Annotated in this window: 14 protein-coding genes; 10 read left to right on the top strand and 4 right to left on the bottom strand. The window is 62.1% G+C overall.

Annotated features, from left to right (window positions below):
* Positions 1-91 precede the first annotated feature (91 nt).
* The 5 genes from QN222_RS01215 to QN222_RS01195 all read left to right on the top strand — a co-directional run bounded on the left by QN222_RS01215 (position 92) and on the right by QN222_RS01195 (position 7,103).
* On the top strand, positions 92-1,945 hold the full coding sequence (locus tag QN222_RS01215) for an ABC transporter ATP-binding protein (protein ID WP_283962979.1): 1,854 nt from the start codon (positions 92-94) through the stop codon (positions 1,943-1,945).
* Between the two features lie 151 nt (positions 1,946-2,096).
* Positions 2,097-3,962: an ABC transporter ATP-binding protein gene (locus tag QN222_RS01210; protein WP_283962978.1), complete on the top strand. Its 1,866-nt coding sequence runs from the start codon at positions 2,097-2,099 to the stop codon at positions 3,960-3,962.
* 362 nt (positions 3,963-4,324) lie between these two features.
* A complete protein-coding gene (gene petA, locus QN222_RS01205) occupies positions 4,325-4,903 on the top strand; it encodes a ubiquinol-cytochrome c reductase iron-sulfur subunit (RefSeq protein WP_283962977.1) in 579 nt (192 codons plus the stop codon).
* A gap of 14 nt (positions 4,904-4,917) precedes the next feature.
* On the top strand, positions 4,918-6,198 hold the full coding sequence (locus QN222_RS01200) for a cytochrome b N-terminal domain-containing protein (protein WP_180937762.1): 1,281 nt from the start codon (positions 4,918-4,920) through the stop codon (positions 6,196-6,198).
* A 32-nt stretch (positions 6,199-6,230) separates the two neighbouring features.
* Positions 6,231-7,103 (top strand): cytochrome c1, encoded by an 873-nt coding sequence (locus QN222_RS01195; protein ID WP_180937761.1) that lies wholly within the window; start codon positions 6,231-6,233, stop codon positions 7,101-7,103.
* A 150-nt stretch (positions 7,104-7,253) separates the two neighbouring features.
* On the opposite strand, the gene QN222_RS01190 is transcribed toward QN222_RS01195, so the two are convergent.
* Both QN222_RS01190 and QN222_RS01185 read right to left on the bottom strand, forming a co-directional pair.
* Positions 7,254-7,676, bottom strand: coding sequence for a VOC family protein (locus QN222_RS01190; protein ID WP_283962976.1), 423 nt, complete (start codon positions 7,674-7,676; stop codon positions 7,254-7,256).
* Positions 7,677-8,094: 418 nt separating this feature from the next.
* Positions 8,095-14,268, bottom strand: coding sequence for a kinesin (locus QN222_RS01185; protein WP_284005158.1), 6,174 nt, complete (start codon positions 14,266-14,268; stop codon positions 8,095-8,097).
* Positions 14,269-14,782: 514 nt separating this feature from the next.
* Between QN222_RS01185 and QN222_RS01180 the strand changes: the two genes are divergently transcribed.
* Together QN222_RS01180 and QN222_RS01175 are read left to right on the top strand one after the other, a co-directional pair.
* Complete coding sequence (locus QN222_RS01180) at positions 14,783-15,148, top strand: Hpt domain-containing protein (protein WP_283965500.1); 366 nt, start codon at positions 14,783-14,785, stop codon at positions 15,146-15,148.
* A 202-nt stretch (positions 15,149-15,350) separates the two neighbouring features.
* Positions 15,351-15,671 carry a 2Fe-2S iron-sulfur cluster-binding protein gene (locus QN222_RS01175; RefSeq protein WP_136505576.1) on the top strand — a complete coding sequence of 107 codons (321 nt, stop codon included), beginning with the start codon at positions 15,351-15,353 and terminating at the stop codon, positions 15,669-15,671.
* A 494-nt stretch (positions 15,672-16,165) separates the two neighbouring features.
* Here QN222_RS01175 and QN222_RS01170 read toward each other — a convergent pair whose 3' ends face one another.
* Positions 16,166-16,792, bottom strand: coding sequence for a DUF922 domain-containing Zn-dependent protease (locus QN222_RS01170; protein ID WP_283965501.1), 627 nt, complete (start codon positions 16,790-16,792; stop codon positions 16,166-16,168).
* A 207-nt stretch (positions 16,793-16,999) separates the two neighbouring features.
* Between QN222_RS01170 and folP the strand changes: the two genes are divergently transcribed.
* From folP to folK, 3 genes are read left to right on the top strand one after another with little or no spacing between them, the layout of a single operon-like run.
* Positions 17,000-17,869 carry a dihydropteroate synthase gene (gene folP, locus QN222_RS01165; protein WP_283965502.1) on the top strand — a complete coding sequence of 290 codons (870 nt, stop codon included), beginning with the start codon at positions 17,000-17,002 and terminating at the stop codon, positions 17,867-17,869.
* Positions 17,866-18,237: a dihydroneopterin aldolase gene (folB, locus tag QN222_RS01160; protein ID WP_136505573.1), complete on the top strand. Its 372-nt coding sequence runs from the start codon at positions 17,866-17,868 to the stop codon at positions 18,235-18,237. The genes folP and folB overlap by 4 nt, the downstream gene beginning before the upstream one ends.
* On the top strand, positions 18,224-18,748 hold the full coding sequence (gene folK / locus QN222_RS01155) for a 2-amino-4-hydroxy-6-hydroxymethyldihydropteridine diphosphokinase (protein ID WP_283965503.1): 525 nt from the start codon (positions 18,224-18,226) through the stop codon (positions 18,746-18,748). The genes folB and folK overlap by 14 nt, the downstream gene beginning before the upstream one ends.
* Positions 18,749-18,820: 72 nt before the next feature.
* On the opposite strand, the gene QN222_RS01150 is transcribed toward folK, so the two are convergent.
* Entirely contained in the window at positions 18,821-19,372 is a 552-nt protein-coding gene (locus tag QN222_RS01150) for a hypothetical protein (protein ID WP_283965504.1), read from the bottom strand.
* Between the last annotated feature and the right edge of the window lie 162 nt (positions 19,373-19,534).

Raw genomic sequence — 19,534 nt, 5'->3', positions numbered from 1 at the left:
GTCTTGCGGGCCCATTTCCGGTTTCGATTTTTCAAGATAAGAATGCGGGGCGACCCGCCTTCCTTCAAAAATACTCTGAAGGAGCTCGATAATGTTTGGCTGGTTTGAATCCCGCCTCAATCCCTATCCGACGGAAGAGCCGACACTTCCGCCGAAGGGCCTTTTTGCCTTCTGCTGGCACTACACGAAGCCTGCCGTGCCATGGCTTCTGATCATGTCGGTCTGCACGATGCTGATCGCTGTCGGCGAGGTGGCGCTGTTCCAGTTCCTCGGCAACATGGTCGATTGGCTCGCCAGCGCCAACCGTGAAAACTTCCTGGCGGCCGAAGGTGGCAAGCTCTTCTGGATGGCGGCGCTCGTCCTCATCGGTCTGCCGGGTCTGGTCGCTCTCGATTCTTTCGTTATGCATCAGGTATTGCTCGGCAACTACCCGATGATCGCGCGCTGGCAGATGCATCGTTACCTCTTGCGCCAGAGCATGACCTTCTTCGCCAACGAATTCGCAGGACGCGTAGCGACGAAGGTGATGCAGACGTCGCTTGCCGTGCGCGAGACGGTGATGAAGATCCTCGACGTCTTCGTCTATGTCGTCAGCTATTTCGTGACGATGCTGATCGTCGTCGCGACGGCTGATTGGCGGCTGGTTGCGCCGCTTGCCGTCTGGCTCGTGGTCTATATCTCCATCGTCAGCTACTTCGTGCCGCGGCTGCAGAAGATCTCGAAGGAGCAGGCCGATGCGCGCTCGATGATGACGGGCCGTATCGTCGACAGCTATACCAATATTGGGACCGTCAAGCTGTTCTCGCATGCCGGCCGCGAGGAGACCTATGCCCGCGCGGCGATGGACGAGTTCCTCGATACCGTCCACCGGCAGATGCGGAAGGTGACGCTCTTTCATGTGTTCGTCTATACGAACAACAGCCTGGCGCTTTTCGCCATCGGCGCCCTCGGCATCCACTTGTGGCTGACGAGCGCGATCTCGGTGGGCGCGATCGCCATCGCGGTCGGCCTTGCGATGCGCATCAACGGCATGTCGCAATGGATCATGTGGGAAGTCTCGGCACTGTTCGAGAACATCGGCACGGTCTATGACGGCATGGGCATGATGACCAAGGCGCACGACATCGTCGACCAGCCGAACGCGACCGTGCTTGAGGCAGACAAGGGCGCGATCAGCTACGACAACGTTCGCTTCCACTACGGCAAGGCGAAAGGTGTCATCGATCGGCTGTCGCTCGACATCCGCCCGGGCGAGAAGATCGGCCTCGTCGGGCGGTCGGGCGCCGGCAAGACGACGCTGATGAACCTCCTGCTGCGCTTCTACGACCTTGAGTCCGGCTCAATCCGCATTGACGGCCAGGATATCTCCACCGTCACCCAGAATAGCCTGCGCGCGCAGATCGGCGTCGTCACGCAGGACACGTCGCTGTTGCATCGCTCTATCCGCGACAACATCGCCTATGGGCACCCGGAAGCGAGCGATGCGGACATCATCGCGGCGGCGAAGAAGGCGAACGCCTGGGACTTCATTCAGACGCTGGAGGACAACCTTGGCAGGCACGGCCTCGACGCGCAGGTCGGCGAGCGGGGCGTCAAGCTTTCCGGAGGCCAGCGCCAGCGCATCGCGATCGCCCGCGTCTTCCTCAAGGATGCACCGATCCTGATCCTTGACGAGGCAACGTCGGCGCTCGATTCCGAGGTCGAGGCCGCGATCCAGGAAAACCTGTTCGCGCTGATGGCAGGCAAGACGGTGATCGCGATTGCGCACAGGCTCTCGACTTTGACCGAGATGGATCGCCTGGTGATCCTCGAGGCCGGTCGAATCGTCGAAACCGGCTCCCATGAAGAGCTCGTGGCCAAGGGCGGACTTTATGCCGATCTCTGGTCGCGCCAGTCCGGCGGCTTCATTGCCGACGATCTGGAGAAGGAAGAAGCGGCGGAGTAATCCGCCGCTTCCATTGGCCTTTTGCAACAAACAGTTGAGGCGTTTTTCTCAAGTTCTTTCGGGCGAGATCGCTCCGGAAATGACGCATTTGTAATAAAGCCGGCATCGGAAATCGTTTGCCGCTGTTTCAGAACCACCTATATCGGAAAACATGCTGCGCGCCATCGTCACCATCTTCGAGAACTGGATCAAGCCGTTCGCGCCGCGGGAGAGGCTGCAGCCACCAAAATCGCTGTGGGGTTTCGCCTGGTTCTATGCGAGCCAGGCAAAGGGACCGTTCCTCGCCATGGCAGCGCTTGGCGGTCTGGTGGCGATGCTGGAAGCCGGGCTATTCTATTTCGTCGGCCGACTGGTCGATGTCCTCGATACCGTGAAGCCGGAGGCCGGCTGGAGCGGGCTGATTTCCGCCAATGGACCGGAACTGCTCTTCATGCTGTTGACGGTGCTGGTGTTCCGCTTCCTTGCGGTTGCGCTCGCCGCACTCGTCGAGGAACAGGCGATCATCACCGGTTTTCTCAACCTGGTGCGCTGGCAATCCTACGTTCACGTCGCGCGCCAGTCGCTGACCTTCTTCCAGAACGACTTTTCCGGCCGCATCGTCACGAAGGTATGGTCCGGCGCGCAGGCCACGAGCGACCTCATCGTCTCGCTGCTGCAGGTCGTCTGGTTCATCGTGATCTACACGGCGTCGACCATGGCACTGATAGCGCAGCTCGACTGGCGGCTTGCGGCAATGGTGGCGTTCTGGATTGTCGTCTTCCTTGCGCTTGCCCGCTATTTCGTCCCCCGCGTACGCAAGCACGCCCGCGAGACGGCCGAGATGGCGTCGATGCTCAACGGTCGCATGGTCGACGCCTATTCGAATATCCAGACGCTGAAGCTCTTCGGTAGTGACGAAGAGAACGACCGCTACATTCGCAGCGGCTTCGACCGGTTCCAGGGAGCGGTGATCCCCTTCACACGGTTGCTGACGGCCGTGCGCTCGTCGTTGGCGCTGCTGTCCGGCCTGATGATCACGGCCATCGCCGTCTATGCGATTCATCTGTGGCTTGCCGGCTCCGTCAGTTCCGGCGCGGTGGCGTTCACGCTGGCGCTGGTGCTGCGCCTTAACATGCTGCTCGGCCGCATGATGTCGCAGTTCAACGCGATCATGCGCAATATCGGCACGATCCAGAATTCTGCCGAGCTCGTCTCCCAGCCGATCGGCCTCGTCGATCGACCGGGTGCGACCGATCTCAAGGTCCACAGACCGGAGATCCGCTTCGAGCACGTGAAGTTCCACTACGGAAAGGGCGGCGGTGTCATCGACGATTTCTCGCTGACCATTCGGCCAGGCGAAAAGGTCGGGATCGTCGGTCGGTCCGGGGCCGGGAAGTCGACGCTCGTCAACCTGCTGCTGCGCTTCTACGACCTCGAGGGCGGCCGCATCTTGATCGACCGCCAGGACATTGCGGCGGCCCGCCAGGAATCCTTGCGCGCCCATGTCGGCATGGTCAGCCAGGACACCTCACTTCTGCACCGGTCGATCCGCGACAACATCCTCTTCGGCCGGCCCGACGCGAATGAACCGCAGTTGATTGACGCAGCCCGCAAGGCGGAGGCATACGATTTCATCGTGAACCTCCAGGATCAGCGTGGCCGAAGGGGGTTCGACGCACATGTCGGCGAACGCGGCGTCAAGCTTTCCGGCGGCCAGCGGCAGCGAATAGCCATTGCCCGCGTCATGCTGAAGGATGCGCCGATTCTCGTTCTCGACGAGGCGACCTCCGCGCTCGATTCCGAGGTGGAAGCCGCCATCCAGTCGAACCTGGAGCGCCTGATGGAGGGCAAGACGGTGCTTGCGATCGCCCATCGGCTGTCGACGATCGCCGCGCTCGACCGGCTTGTCGTGATGGACAGGGGACACATCGTCGAGGATGGCACCCATGCGGAACTGATCGCGCGCGGCGGACTCTACGCCGACCTCTGGTCGCGTCAATCGGGCGGCTTTCTGGCGCGCGAAGAAGCGGCGGAATAGGGCGCTCGAACGCCGCCCGCCGACCGTCCGCGACACCTCCCGGGAAACGGCCCGTAACCCCGTCAAGTCCTTGTGCCAATTGGTCGCGCTTTTACCCGCGACAATCTGCCCACATGCCCTTGTCAAGGCTGGACATAATTTGCGATCAAGCATAGAACGCGCCCGATTGACGGGGAATCTGCGTGCAGTGCGTGCGTATAATTTTCCGGATACCGGTGCCCGGTCTATGCTTGTCTCGGCAGGCCGGCCAGGGCGCCAGAGAATTGAGAGGGCGTGGTTCCTTGGCTCGGGCGATGGCCTGAACAGGAATCTCGCCGGGGCGGATGCGGTTTCCGCACATTGCGTGAGAGGATGGTTTAGCCGTGAGCGAACACGACACTTCAAGCGAGACCTTGGGCGAGCCCACTCGCCGCGATTTCCTTTACCTGGCCACGGGCATGGCCGGCGTCGTCGGCGCCGCTGCCGCTGCCTGGCCGTTCATCGACCAGATGCGTCCCGACGCATCGACGCTCGCGCTCGCTTCGATCGAGGTCGATGTCTCCAGCCTGCAGCCCGGCATGTCGCTGACGGCGAAATGGCGCGGCAAGCCGATCTTCATCCGCAACCGCACGGACAAGGAAGTGGAAGACGCCAAGGCCGTTCCTCTGGGCGATCTCAAGGATCCGGTTGCGCGCAACGCCAACCTCGCGGCTGACGCCCAGGCCAACGATCTCGACCGCTCGGCCGGCGAGGGCAAGGAGAACTGGATCGTCATGATCGGTTCCTGCACCCACCTCGGCTGCGTTCCGCTCGGTCAGGCCGGTGATTTCGGTGGCTGGTTCTGTCCCTGCCACGGCTCGCACTACGATACGGCCGGCCGTATCCGCAAAGGCCCGGCACCGGAAAACCTCCCCGTGCCGACCTTCTCGTTCGTTTCCGACACAGTTATCAAGATCGGTTGAGGGGACTACTGATAATGAGTGCTGATCATTCAACCTACACGCCAACGACAGGCATCGAGAAGTGGGTTGATTCCCGTCTTCCGCTGCCGCGTCTCGTCCACGACTCGTTCGTCTCTTATCCGGTCCCGCGCAACCTGAACTACGCCTACACCTTCGGCGCCATGCTGTCGGTGATGCTGATCGTCCAGATCCTGACCGGCGTCGTGCTGGCCATGCATTATGCGGCGGAAACGTCGGTTGCCTTCAACTCGGTCGAAAAGATCATGCGCGACGTCAACCACGGTTGGCTGTTGCGCTACCTGCACGCCAACGGCGCGTCGTTCTTCTTCATCGCGGTTTACCTCCACATCGCCCGCGGTCTCTACTACGGCTCCTACAAGGCGCCGCGTGAAATCCTCTGGATCCTCGGCGTCGTCATCTATCTCCTGATGATGGCAACCGGCTTCATGGGTTACGTTCTGCCCTGGGGTCAGATGTCCTTCTGGGGTGCGACCGTTATCACCGGCTTCTTCTCGGCCTTCCCGTTGGTCGGCGAGTGGATCCAGCAGTTCCTGCTTGGCGGCTTTGCCGTCGACCAGCCGACGCTGAACCGCTTCTTCTCGCTGCACTATCTGCTGCCCTTCATGATCGCCGGCGTCGTGGTCCTGCACATCTGGGCTCTGCATGTCGTCGGCCAGACCAACCCGACCGGCGTCGAAGTGAAGTCGAAGACCGACACCGTCGCCTTCACGCCCTATGCAACGCTGAAGGATGCGCTCGGCGTATCGGTGTTCCTGATCGTTTACGCCTGGTTCGTCTTCTACATGCCGAACTTCCTCGGCCATCCGGACAACTATATCCCGGCTGACGCGCTGAAGACCCCGGCACACATCGTTCCGGAATGGTACTACCTGCCGTTCTACGCAATGCTGCGCGCCATCACCTTCAGCATTGGACCGATCGACTCCAAGCTTGGTGGCGTTCTGGTGATGTTCGGCTCGATCATCGTCCTGTTCTTCGTGCCCTGGCTCGACACGTCCAAGGTCCGTTCGGCCGTCTACCGTCCGTGGTACAAGCTGTTCTTCTGGATCTTCGTCGCTAACGCTATCATGCTCGGCTGGCTGGGTTCGCGCCCCGCAGAAGGCCTCTATGTCGTGATGTCGCAGCTCGGCACGCTGTACTACTTCGCCTTCTTCCTCGTCATCATGCCGGTTCTCGGCCTGATCGAAACGCCGAAGCGCATTCCGAACTCCATCACCGAAGCGGTGCTGGAAAAGCAGAATGCAAAGGCGCAGCCGGCAACCGTACGCGCTTGATCAGAACAGTGATTGATAAGGAACCCACAACAATGAAAAAGCTTGTTACAGGCATTCTGTCACTCGCTGTCGTCGCCGGTCTCGGCCTGGGCGCCGCCGTCGCCCAGGAACCGGCAGGCGGAGAGGAGCATGCCACCAGCGGCACGCCGCACTTTCCGATCCACAAGCCGGAACAGCAGGATTGGACCTTTGCCGGCCTCTTCGGCCACTACGACCGGGGCCAGCTCCAGCGCGGCCTCAAGGTCTACACCGAGGTCTGTTCTGCCTGCCACTCGATGAACCTCGTCGCTTTCCGCACCCTGGAAGATCTGGGCTATTCCGAGGCTCAGGTGAAGGCGTTCGCGGCAAACTACGAAGTTCAGGACGGACCGAACGCGGACGGCGAGATGTTCACGCGCAAGGCCGTTCCGTCGGATCACTTCCCGTCGCCGTTCCCGAACAAGGAAGCAGCGGCTGCCGCCAACAATGGCGCCGCACCGCCGGACTTTTCGCTGATCGCGAAGGCACGCGGCATCGAGCGCGGCTTCCCGCAGTTCGTATTCGACATGTTCTGGCCCTATCAGGAAGGCGGACCGGACTACATCCATGCGCTGCTGACCGGTTACCAGGAGCCGCCGGAAGGCGTCGAGGTCGCTGAAGGAACGCATTACAACCCGTACTTCGCGAACGCGGCAGCGCTGGCCATGGCCCCGCCGATCTCCGACGACCAGGTCACTTATGACGACGGCACGCCGCAGACGGTCGACCAGTACGCCAAAGACGTCGGGGCATTCCTGATGTGGGCGGCCGAGCCGCATCTCGAAGATCGCAAGCGCACTGGCTTCATGGTCATGGTGTTCCTGCTCATCTTCACCGGCCTCATCTATCTGACGAAGAAATCGGTTTACGCGAACAAGGAGCATTGATCGAAATCCGGCAATGCCGGCTCGGTCATCAGAATTTAGAAAGGCCCCGGTTCGGGGCCTTTCTTTTTGCGCGAGTATGGTTCTGGCCCCGCCAGGTTCCGAACCCGCCAGCGAACCGCCGGGCTTTCTCGGCGCGCGTCTCGGCAGCATTCAATCGGCTACCGTCCATTGCGGATTCCAGACGATCTCCCAGAGATGGCCGTCCGGGTCGTGGAAATAACCCGAATACCCGCCCCAGACGCGTTCATGCGCCGCATCGGTGATGATTGCGCCGGCCTTTTCGGCCTGCTTCATGACGGCATCGACCTCGTCTTTCGATTTGACGATGTGGCCGATGGACACCGCACCGAGCCGCACTGGCGGTGCGGTTATCTTCGCATCCTTGGCAAGTGAGGTCGTCGGGAATAGCGCCAGGATCAGGTCCTCGCCCATATGGAAAAAGACCACCGCGCCATCTTCGAATTGCTGGCCGACAATCCCCTCCGTCGGCAGTCCCATTCCGTCGCGATAAAAGGCGAGAGACTTTTCGAGATCGCTCACGCCAAGGGTAAGGACCTTAATTCGCGGCTTCATTTCCGCCTCCTTGAACGCCGCGCGTCAATCCGACGCGCAGAGCGCATTGCAGCATTTGAATTGCGCGCGATTCTGTCCCCAAATCGGAGCCGATTTAAGGACCTTGCGTCCTCCGGGCGTCGTCCAACTCGATGACGCCAGGCATCTTTTCGCGATTGGCACGTTCCTCGGGTGTAGACTGTCCCGCAACGCCGATTTCAAGTCGGCGCGCGCTGCCAGGAGCGAGATTGGCGGGCGCCATCGCAAAGCGCGTCAGGGGCGAAGCGAGAGATCATCTGGGGGAGTTTGCAACCACGGTCTCCACTGCCGACGCAGGTCGCTCGCGGCTGCGAGGATCTGTGTGGCGGCTTCAGATGCGGCGAATATGAAACGGCCCCGTCTTTCGACAGGGCCGTTGCCTGCAGATCTCTATGCCGGATCAGCTGAAGCGACCGGCCGCGTGGGCGAGCATCGTATAGACCTTGCCCGTATCGGACGTCAGATAGGTCTGCGTAATGCGCTTGTCGGGATCGTTTCGTGCGACATCAGCGAGGAGCTTTTCGAAATCCGCGATGTAACGGTCCACCGCAGTCCGGAATTCCGGCTCGCGATCGTACTTGCGCTTGATCTCGTCGAATGTCTGCTGCCCCTTGAGCGTGTACAGCCGGCGCGTGAACACATCGCGTTCGCCGCGTTGATAGCGCCGCCAGAGATCCACCGACGCGTCGTGGTCGATCGCCCGCGCGATGTCGACCGAGAGCGAGTTCAACGACTCCACCACATGGCGCGGATTGCGGCTGTCGCCGGCGCGCACCGAAGGCTGGCTTTCCGCCGGTCGCTGGCGCGCGGTGGCGGGCGCTTCTTCACGCGAGGCGGCGCGAAGCAGATCGCGCATCCAGCCGCCGCCTTCTTCCGTGCGGTCCTCGGCGACATCCTGGCGGGCAGGCGGCTGCGGACGTGTGGCTTGCTCCAGGCCGAGGCTTCCACGCAGGGCCGGAGCCGGCGCTGGTGCAGGAGCCGGCTGCTCGCGCCGCTGCTCCGCAACGGGTTGCTGGACGGCGGGGCGAGGGGCGGCAGTGGCCGGAGTATTCGAAACGGCCTGCTGGCGAACCGGCTGTGCGACCTCGAGCTGTGTGGAGGACTTGCCGATGATTTCGGAAAGCTCCTGTAGCGCCTTGATCTGTTCGGAGACGGCGCGCCGCATCATCGAGGCGTTCTCCTTTGCCTCTTCGGGCAGGTCGAAGGCACCGCGCTTCAGCTCCTCGCGAGTCATATCGAGTTCCTTGCGGATCTCGGTGGCGGAACGGCGGATTTCGTCGGTCGCACCGCTGAAGCGGTTGATCGCCTCATCGATTGCCTGGCGGACGGCCTCGCGCAGTTGGGCGGCGACGCCGTCAGACTTCTTGCCGCTTTCAGCCAGCATGCGCTCGATGTCGGACACCGAGGCACCGACGCTGCCGCGCAGGCGCGACGCTACTTCCTTCGAACGTTCCTCGGCACTCGTGAAGGCGCCCTCGATCGATTGACCGGCATCCTCGCCAGCCTTGGCGATCGCGCGACGAAGGGCCTCGGAGGCGCTGAGCGCGCGGCCTTCCACCTGCGACAGCGTCTTGTTGACGTCGGCGAACGAGGTCTCGACGCCCGAGCGCAACGTATCGGCGATCTGGCGGGTCCGTTCCGCGGCCTGCGTGAAGACGCCCTCCACCGACGCGCCGGCTTCTTGGCCAGCCTGCGCCAGAGCGTTGCGCATCGCTTCGGCAGCCTCGTTCGCACGCTGTTCGGTGCTCGACAGCAGCCGACCGACGTCCGCGAAGGAGGACTGGATGCCGCTGCGAAGATTTCCGGCGACCTGGCCGGAGCGTTCTTCGGCACGCTGGAAGGCGCCATCGACGAAGCCTTCCAGTGCACGCATCGTGCGCTCGATTTCCTCCGAGCGCTGCACCAGACCGACGGAAAGGGTCCGCAATGCGGCCTGACGCTCTTCGAGCGTGCTGACCAGGTTCGACTGGGCGGCCGCCAGCAGGTCGGACGCCTGGCCGAGAACCTTCGAATGATCCTCGAAGCGGCCGACGATCCCGCCGATCTGAGAAAGCGTCGAACCGGCGATGTCGGACAGCTTGTCGACCCGGCCTTCGATGAGGCGCGCGGAACTCGACAGCATGTCGGACGCCTGCCGTGTCGTTTCCGAGAACTTCGATGCCGTCGCCTCGAGGCGCTGATCCATGTCGCCGAGATTGTCGCTCGCCTGGTCGATAACGGTCGCGATCGCCGAATTGTTGGCGGCGAGCTGGTCGATGAGACCCATCGCCGTCGACTGGAGGCGGTTTTCGACCATCTTCATGGCCTTGGCCGTTTCCTCTGCGCGCAACGTGATGGCGTTGAGCGTTTCGTCGGTCCGCTCAGTAATGGCGTTGATGAGCGCCGCGTTTTCAGCGCGCAGGCGATCCGCGCTCTCCTGGGTGAGGGCAGCGATCCGTTCGGCCGCCTCCTTGCCGGTTGCGGCATACTGCTCGATGACGGGCCGCGCCTGCTCGTCGAGAAGGCGCGACAGCTCGAGCGACCGGCCGGCGAGCATCGAGTTGAGTTCGCGGGTGCGTTCGTCGAGCGTGCTGCGGATGGCCTGACCGCGGGCATCGAGAGCCTTTTCCGCATCGGAGAGGCTCTGCTGGATGCCCAGTGCGTGGCTCGCAACCTGGTTATGGGTGGAGGCAAGCCGGGCGGTTGCCGTATCCACGGCGTCGGTAACCGAGCGGGCGAGGTCGGCATGGCGGGCAGCAGTGGTCGATGCGGTCTGCTCGATCGAGGTTGCGAATTCGGCGTTGCGGGCGGCAAGCGCGTCTGCGAAATCCACGCCAGCCTTGGACAACAGATCGGCCGAACGGGCAGCTTCCGCGTCGAGCTCCTGCGCTGCGCTGCTTACCGCGCCGCGCAGGCTCGTGACGAGGGCTGCGGCCTTGCCTTCGATCGTCCGGTTGACGTTTTCGAGACCGATGTTGAGGGCACGATCCATCGTACCGAGCCGCTCTTCGATACGGCCCGTACCGGCCTCGATCGCCGTCGAGATGCGGGCTGCCGCCGTCTCGCTGACCCGATCAATTTCCCCGGCGCGCTCACCAAGGCTATCAGCGATCCGTTGCCCGGCACTGTCAACGATGGCGTTGACGCTGCCGACACTGTCGCGGATGCGCTCTTCGAGCGAACCGAGGCTCGTTTCGATGCGCGCACCGGTATCGTCGACGATGGCGTTGACGTTGCCGACGCTGCCGCGGATGCGCTCTTCGAGCGAACCGAGGCTCGTTTCGATGCGCGCGCCGGTGTCGTCGACGATCGCGTTGACGTTGCCGACGCTGCCGCGGATGCGCTCTTCCACGGCGCCGAGGCGGTTCTCGATGCGGATACCCGTATCGTCGACGATCCCGCTGACGGTACCGACGGTGCCGCGAATACGCTCCTCGAGCGAACCGAGGCTCGTTTCGATACGCGTGCCGGCTTCATCGACGAATGCGTTGACGCTGCCAGCGCTGCCCTGAACGCGTTCTTCGAGCGAGCCGAGGCTCGCCTCGATGCGGGCGCCCGTATCGTCGAGACGGTTATTGATGCCGTTGATCGAAATGTCGACGCGATTGGTGAGCGTGTCGGCCGCAAGGCTGATCTGGTCGGCCGTCTCGGCAAGGCGCTCCGCGATATTGCCGGTGGTGGAGCGCATGCGCGCGTCAAGCGCGTCGGCGCCGCGGTCAATGACGCCGGCAATCGACGACTGTCGCTCCTCGAGCGACATTTCCAGCATGCTGGCGCTGGTCGCGAGCGTCGTCGCGATCGCCATGGACTGATCGGACAGCAGATCCTCGAGCTGTTCACGGCCCTGGCCCACGGCCAGATTGATCGCGTGGATCCGATCATCGAGCGTCGTCCTAATCTGATCATGCGTCGTCGTGAGCGTGTCGCGCAGATGCTCGGTCTTGCCGGAAAGCGCCCGCTCGATTTCTGCAGCCTTGCCGGCGAGCGAGGCGGTCGCCTCGGACGTGCGGGCAGTAAGCGCTTCCGCGATCTCGGCGCTGGTGCCAGTCAATGCGTCCGAAATCTTGCCGACGCGGCCGCTCAGATCTTCAGCGATACGAGCGCTTGTTTCGGTGAGCGTGCCTGCGATCTGGCTGACGCGGCTACCGAGGTTCTCGGCTACCTCGGATACGCTTTGTGAAAGCTTGTTCTCGATCTCGCCGACGCGGTCCGTCATCGTCTCGGCAACGGCCATTGCGCGGAACGTCAGGTTGTCGGCAACGTCTTCGGCATGGCGGCTGAGCGTGTCCGCCATTTCATTGGCGCGGGCCGACATCGTCGAGTTGATCTGTGTCGCACGCTCCGAAAGGACCCCATCGAGCGCAGTCGTCTGGTTGGTGAGCGCGTCGGTGATCGCGTCCCCACGTTGCGACAGCACGCCCTCGAGCGCTTTGGTCCGGCTGCTGAGCGTTTCGGAGATCGCCTCTCCGCGCTCGGAGAGGACGCGCTCCAGCCGATCAGCGGTACCGGCGACAGCACCCTCGACGAGGTTCGCGCCGGAGGTGAGGGCGGTCGAGATGGCGGCAGTGCGCTCCGAAAGCGTGTTGTCCAGGCGATGTTGGCTTGCCGCGATTGCGCTGGTGATTTCGTCGGTCGTGCCTGTGAGGGTCTGTTCAATCCGCGCATGCGCGGATTGCAGGCCGTCGATGAAGGCGGACGTGCGCGAATCGAGCCCCTCGGTGAGGCGCTGCTCGCTGGTCGTGAGGGCATCGGCAAGCGCATCGGCACGGCGGCCGAAGCCACTCTCGATCCGTTCCTGTGCCTCGGTGAGCGCCCCCATCAGCGAACCGGTCTTGTCGGAAAGCACGCTCTCGATCCGGTTCTGTGCACTGCCGATGAGATTGCTGAGCTCCGACGTACGGCCGCCGATGCTTTCCTCGATGAAATCCTGTGTCGCGCCAAGTGCCGTGGCAAGCGTCAGTGACTGGTCGGAGAGGGCCGAACCGATCTTCTCGACACCGCTGTCGAGGGCGTTGCCGATCGCGTCCGAGCCGCCGGAGACGGTCTCGTTGATCCGGTGAAGGCTTTCCATCAGCTTGGTGTCGAGCAGGTTCGCGCGCTTGTCGAAAGCACTGGCGAACTCGTGGAAGCGTTCGTCGAAGGCCGTCGCCAACTGGCCGACCGTAGTCTGCAGCTTCTCTTCGAAGAAACCGCCGCGAAGATCGAGATCCATGATTGCGTCGTCGGCGCTCGACTTCAGGCTCTGTCTGAAGCTTGCACCCTTTTCGTCGAGGGCGCCATTGAGCGAGGCAAGCATGTCGTCGAGCCCGCCTACGATTGCCTGCTGGCCGACACTCAGGCTCTCGTTGAGGTCGCGGGTCCGTGCGATCAGCGTTTCATTGAGCTGGCGCGCGCGCTCATTGAGGGCGGCGTTCAGCTTCTCGGTGTTGGCATCCAGGCTCGAAGCGCGGGTCTCGAACTGGCCGAGCAGCTGCTCGCCGCGTTTTTCCAGGGTTTCGCTGAGAGCGTCGAGGCGTGCATCGAATTCATTGCTGAGCGCGACGCCCGCCGTCGTCAGCCCGGAAAGGAGCGCATCGGTGCGGGTGGACAGCATCGTGCTGATGGTCTGCAGCGAATTTTCCGACCTTTCCGTGAGGGCGGCGGAGCGCGTATCGATCAAGGAAGCGAAGGCTTCGCCGGACAAAGCGATGCGCGAGGCAATATCCTCGCTTGCCAGTTCCAGATCGTCCTTCAGCTTGGTGTGCGCACCGGCGATCGAGGTGCGGATACGGTCGGCGTGCCCGATGATCGCTTCCCGCTCAAGTCCCAGTTCCTGCACGAGCGTTCGAACGCGAAGTTCGTTTTCGCTGTAGCTGCGTTCAAGCGCATTTACCTCGGAGTGGACCAGCGTTTCGAGTTCCGTCGCGCGTGCGATCGTGCGCTCGATACCTTCGTTCATCGCCGACACTTCGCGACGGACAGCCTGGCCAACGGTCATCACGCGGTCTGCGGCGGTTGTTTCCGGCTCGGCAAGACGGAGGGCGACCTCCGCCATCGAGCGTGCCGCATTCCGCAAATCCTGCGCTCTCGCGATCATGATGGCAAAGGAGAAGAACAGCATCACGGGCAGGGCGATGCCGATAAGAACACCTATTGCACCCGGCGTGGCGGCGAGGTCGGCGGGCGAACGGATTTGCCAGATCTGCGGCGCATAAAGGAGATGGGCGACGGCGAGACCAGCGAAGGCCCAAAGCAGCGACACAAGCGCAGCGGTGCGGATTGCCGCGCGGCTGGTGCGAACTTCGAGGGAACGCAGCATCGCGGCTGGCGATCGGCGCGTATCGTCATTTGCCGGCGAAAGCGGCGGCTGCTTCGGAGCGGGCTCGGGCGCGAGGCTGCGCACTGCCTTTGGCGCTTCCGGCTGCGCCTTTGGAGCCTGCGCCTGATCAGATACGGCCGCCTGCTTGCTGGGCTCAGACACAGTCTCCTCCGGTTCATCCAAGGAAGTCTTGTCATTCAGAGCCGACTTAAGGTCGTCAAAGTCGATCTTCAGGGCCGCTTCCAGTGCCTGGAACGCCTTTTCGTCGATCGACTCACTGCTCTTTTTCGTCGCCATAGGGATACGCCTCACTACTATTGCCCGCCGATGGCCATCTCCACGGCGCCGCACCGGCGATCGCGAAGACATCCGAAACAGGGCGGTGACGCCAGGGGACACGCGCCACATCCGCGCAACACCCTGCCTGATCACCCATTCCATTGCCTCGATGGATAGCCGGAACCAAGGCCTCTCGGCACCAAGCACAGAGCTTATCCACCGGAACAGTTGCCACTTTCGTACGCAAACCCGTTCCTGACCGTATCGTAGTGACACATTAGCCAGGTTCTTACAATTAAGCGCAATCCGCATTCATTAAAATCCTAATGATTTCTTAACAGAATGACGGCTTCCCGGTAGGAAAAGCCAAGGAAATCAGCCCGTTTAACGTCCATTAACCATTTCTTCAGATTCCTGCGTCAATTGCATCGCGCTTTAAGCCGATGGCAGCGGCGCCGGTCGATGATCCACGCATGCTCTTTGCGGCACGACAACGTCGGCGAGCGTGACTCTATTGACAGGAATCTGACCCATGGCGGCACTCAAGATTGCCTTCGAGACACCGGACAACGCGGGAAGTTCTTCCTTCGGCAGCAAGCCCATCGACTTTGCCCAACTCGGCAAGCAGACGATGGGGGACAAGGAACTGGAGATCGAAGTTCTGCAGCTTTTCGCGCGGCAAGCGCGGCAAGCGGTCGGCGAGATCGCTGGTAGTGACGCCGATCGGCGCGTTCAGGCTGCGCACCGGCTGAGGGGTTCTGCGCTCGCTGTCGGCGCCGTTGACGTTGCGGAGGCGGCGGCCGCGATCGAGCGGGAACCAGGGAACGCGATCCTTGCCGGCGCGCTCGGTGCAGCTGTGCTCGTCACCGAGCTTTTCATTCTGAAGCTTTGCCGCTGACTTCAATCCTCCTGCGGGGCCTCGCTTATTAGACGCCTCCCGTCGCCGCCCCGACAGGCATGTGCCAAGGGGCGCGGCCGGCTGTTGTTGACTGGCTGGCCAATTTGTTGGAAGAACGTGCGCTGAATTCGCGCCGTCGCCGCCTGCAGCGGCAGGATCTTGCGCTGGCGGCCACTCCTACCAATCCATTCCGGAAAGTGAAATGACAAAACTTACGATCGTAGCCTTTGACGGCACGCGCCACGAACTCGATGTCGAGAACGGCTCCACGGTCATGGAGAATGCGGTTCGCAATTCCGTGCCGGGCATTGAAGCCGAATGCGGCGGCGCCTGCGCCTGCGCGACTTGTCATGTCTATGTCGACGACGAATGGGCGGCTGCCGTCGGCGCGCCGGAGGCAATGGAAGAAGACATGCTGGACTTCGCCTACGACGTGCGTCCGACATCGCGCCTGTCCTGTCAGATCAAGATGAGTGAGGCTCTCGACGGACTGGTCGTCCATGTTCCGGAGCGCCAGGCCTGACCCCGGACACTCAGCAGCTATTCCGATACAGCACAAAAAAAAGCCTCGCTGGTCGCATCGACGAGCGAGGCAAGGAGGCGTATCGCAGACAGATGAGGGAGGGAACATCTGCTGCACCAAGACACGCCAGGAGAACCTGTTTTTGCTTCATTGCTTCGGCGCTGAATTAAAAGCCTGAAGCAACGATGCGAAACCAAAATAAAGCCAAATACGAGCGCGACGTCTTACTACCGGCCGACAGCCAAACGTCTATCTCGTCGAGAGGTTGAACTTCAATTCTACCGCTCACTTCATAGTATCAATATAGCTGAGTCGGCGTCTCGCTGCCATCGTTAGAATTCGCCAATAAAATACCGTGGGTTTTGCGCAGCCGGCTTGCGCACTTCCAGACTGTAGTCACCCTGTTCTTGGGGGGCGATTTCTTGCTTCTTAAACAAGCCGGACAATCGCGTTGTGGATCGCCGTGCGCGTGCACGGGGCAGCCGGAAATGACCTCAGCGCCCGCCCTTGAGGCCTTCCAAACGGTATTGCAGCAACCGGATCATGCGGCGATCGAAGTTGGCGGCCTCGGTGCGGTCAAAGCGTGCCTGATCCTTGTCGTGCCTTTCGACTTCGGTCGCACTCGTTCGGGCCACTTTCGCCTGCATACGCTCGCAATCCGCTTCCGGTTTCAGCTCTAAGAACGCCTTTTCCATCTGGCGCGCATGATTGCGGGCGATCTCCGCATGCCGCTCCTCATGGCGCTTTATGTCGCTTGCAAGCGTGTCCCAAACCAACGCAAGATCACGCCCCGCCTGCTTGCGATATTTCCAGCGCGGCAGGATGATACGCGTGCTGAGCGTGACGCGAGCCGTGCCGATGGCACAACGCCCGCCGCGGCTGACATAGGTGATCGTGCCACCGAACTTGATGCGCGTCGCTCCGGGATGGCGCGCGCCCGTGCTTGTCATCACCGGGCCGGCCGCAGCAAGCGCCTTGTCGAGTTCGGCAGCCGTGCGGCCGCCGATCGAGAAGTAGGTGAAGCTCTTGCTGAACACGGTCTCTGCGGCGGCGCTCCCCAGCGGAAGGCCGACGAAGAGCGCGACGAGAGCGGCTTTCAGCGGAACGCGTACTCGGTACATCAATAGGTGTTTCTCTTTGGTTGAAGTTCGTTGAAGCTTGGGGCATAGCCAGCGCGAGCGCAACACAAATCGACTGGACGTGGCGCTCAGAGCTTTCGGAGTAGCCTAAAGAAAGCTTCGCAACTCGTTGATATTGAACAGGCTGACCTATTCCCGGTGAGGCCATGAATGTGGCCCACTTCTCGGCATCGCGGGGATCATGTGGACATGACGAACACTCCATTTCAGGTGTTTCGCTGGAAATTGGCGCACGGGCGCAGTCTCGAACTAGGGCCGCGTGGCGTTTTGATGGCGATCATCAACATCACTCCGGATTCGTTCTCCGACGGCGGGCGCTTCATCGATGCCGCTGCAGCCGTAAGCGCAGGCCTGCGTGCGGTGGAGCAGGGCGCGGAAATCCTCGATATCGGCGGTGAATCCACTCGCCCGGACGCCGCGCCAGTGACCGCCGAGGAGGAGCAAGCGCGCATCCTTCCGGTGATCGCCGGGCTGGCTCGCGAAACGGACGCGATCATTTCCGTCGACACCTACCGCGCCGAAACGGCGCGGCTCGCCGTGGAAGCGGGCGCCCACATCGTCAATGACGTGCACGGGCTGCAGCGCGAGCCGGCGATCGCCGAGGTCGCGGCGGCAACGGGCGCGGGGCTCTGCATCATGCATACGGGCCGCGACCGGCAGAAGCTCGATGATGTCGTCGATGATCAGTTTCATTTTCTCGACCGATCGCTTGAGATAGCGGCCCGGGCCGGCGTCGCGCGGGAAAGAATCGTTCTCGATCCAGGTTTCGGCTTTGCCAAAGACACCGATGAGAACCTGGAACTGATGGCACGTTTCGGCGAGTTGCATCGCTTCGGCTTGCCGATGCTGGTCGGAACGTCGCGCAAGCGCTTCATCGGCGCGGTCACGGGGCGTGATGCACCGGCGCGTGACGTCGGAACGGCTGTAACAACCGCGCTGCTCAGGGCTGCGGGCGCTGCGATATTTCGGGTGCATGATGTCGCAATCAACAGGGATGCACTGCTAATGGCAGATGCTATGCTGGCCGCAAAGAACAGCCTACGGGATATGAAGCCATGACCGCGACCTACATTATCACCTTGAAGAATTGCGCTTTCTTCGCCCGGCACGGCGTGCTCGACGAGGAGGAGTTTCTCGGGCAACGCTTCTTCGTTGATGCCGAACTCGAGGTAGAGCAGGGCACGGCACTCGCGGAGGATTGCATAGACGACACCGTGCATTACGGCATCGCCTTTGCGGAAATCGAGAGAATCGTCACCGGGCGCCGGCGCTACCTGATCGAGGCGCTGGCGCTTGAGGTCGCAAAGACCCTTTGCGCGCGCTTCCGGCAAATCCGGCGCGCGAAGGTTTCCATCCGCAAGCCGAACGCGCCGGTCCCGGGCGTGCTGGATTACGTGGAAGTCACGGTCGAGCATGTCGCAGAGTAGGACCTGGCGGCACGCTACGCTCGGTCTGGGCGGCAATCTCGGCGATCCGCCGCGGGCCATGGCGCAGGCATTACGCGCACTCGATGAAAGACCGGACTGCAAGATTACCGCCGCGTCGCGGCTCTACCGAACACCACCTTGGGGTAAGACCGATCAGGCCTGGTTCTTCAACGCCTGCGCGGAGGTGGAGACGGCGCTCGATCCCGAAACGCTGCTCGACACCTGCCTTGATATCGAGCGGGCGATGAAGCGGATCCGCAAGGAGCGCTGGGGCCCCCGCACGATCGATATCGACTTGTTGACCTTCGACGGAATGAGCTCAGCGAGCGAAAAGCTCGAATTGCCGCATCCGCGCATGACGATGCGCGGTTTCGTGCTGATGCCGCTTGCCGACTTCGCGGCCGACCTTTGCATAGAAGGGCGAACGGTCCGCGAATGGCTGAACGATGCCGATGTTGCCGGAATTGAAGTGGCGGATGCCGACGCCGATTGGTGGCGGGGGCGCAATTGAACGCGGAAAACGCCCCCGTAGAAAAAATAAAGCCCGGCGCTGAGGCCGGGCCGTTTGCGTCGTCTTCCGGCGCTACTTGATCGAGCCGACGGCGATGTTGTCCATTTGCCGGTTGAGGTTGACGCCTATGACCGGGATCATCGTGTTCTCGACCTTGACGGAGATTGTGATGTTCATCGTCTCCGCGTCCTGCAGCCGGGCGATCATCGCGCCATTGAGCTGCTTGCGGTTGATCCCGACGACGACCTTGTCCTTCGCGACATTGCCGGAGACCACGTCGAGCCCCTTGCCATCGGCGCCATCGAGGAACTTGCCCGTATAGCTGCTGCCCTTCTGCGTAATCATTGCAGACATCGGCTGCTTGAAGACGCCGACCCGGCAGAAGCCGTCAAGCTTGATCCCGGCGTCTGCACCCGATGTCGGTTCGCCGGTGAGGTCGCAGGTAAATTTCGTGCCTTTGTATTTGCCGGCGACGATCTCGCCGGGACCTTTCCACTGGCCGGCCACCCTCTCGAAAAACGCCTTGTCGCGGGCGCCGGAAGACGCCGGCGTCGCGAGGCCGACAGTGGCAGCAAGCGCAAAAGCGGCAACGCCGCGAACGATCAAAGAAGGGCGCGAGAACATAATCGATCCTTGATGGGTCAACGTCCGAAACTGGTAACCACATTTGCGCTGAAATGGTTAATGGACGGTTTCTTTGTTGCTCATATACGTGCCAATCCACCTGGACAGCGGCGTATGAGAAACGCTGTTTGCGCGGCTCACGCGTGCCTCACCGGGAATTGC

Origin of the sequence: Sinorhizobium sp. 6-70 (assembly GCF_030124375.1) — a bacterium.
Lineage (GTDB): Bacteria > Pseudomonadota > Alphaproteobacteria > Rhizobiales > Rhizobiaceae > Sinorhizobium.
The sequence above is the reverse complement of the archived record's forward strand: the minus strand, read 5'-3'. Positions and strand labels throughout refer to the sequence as shown.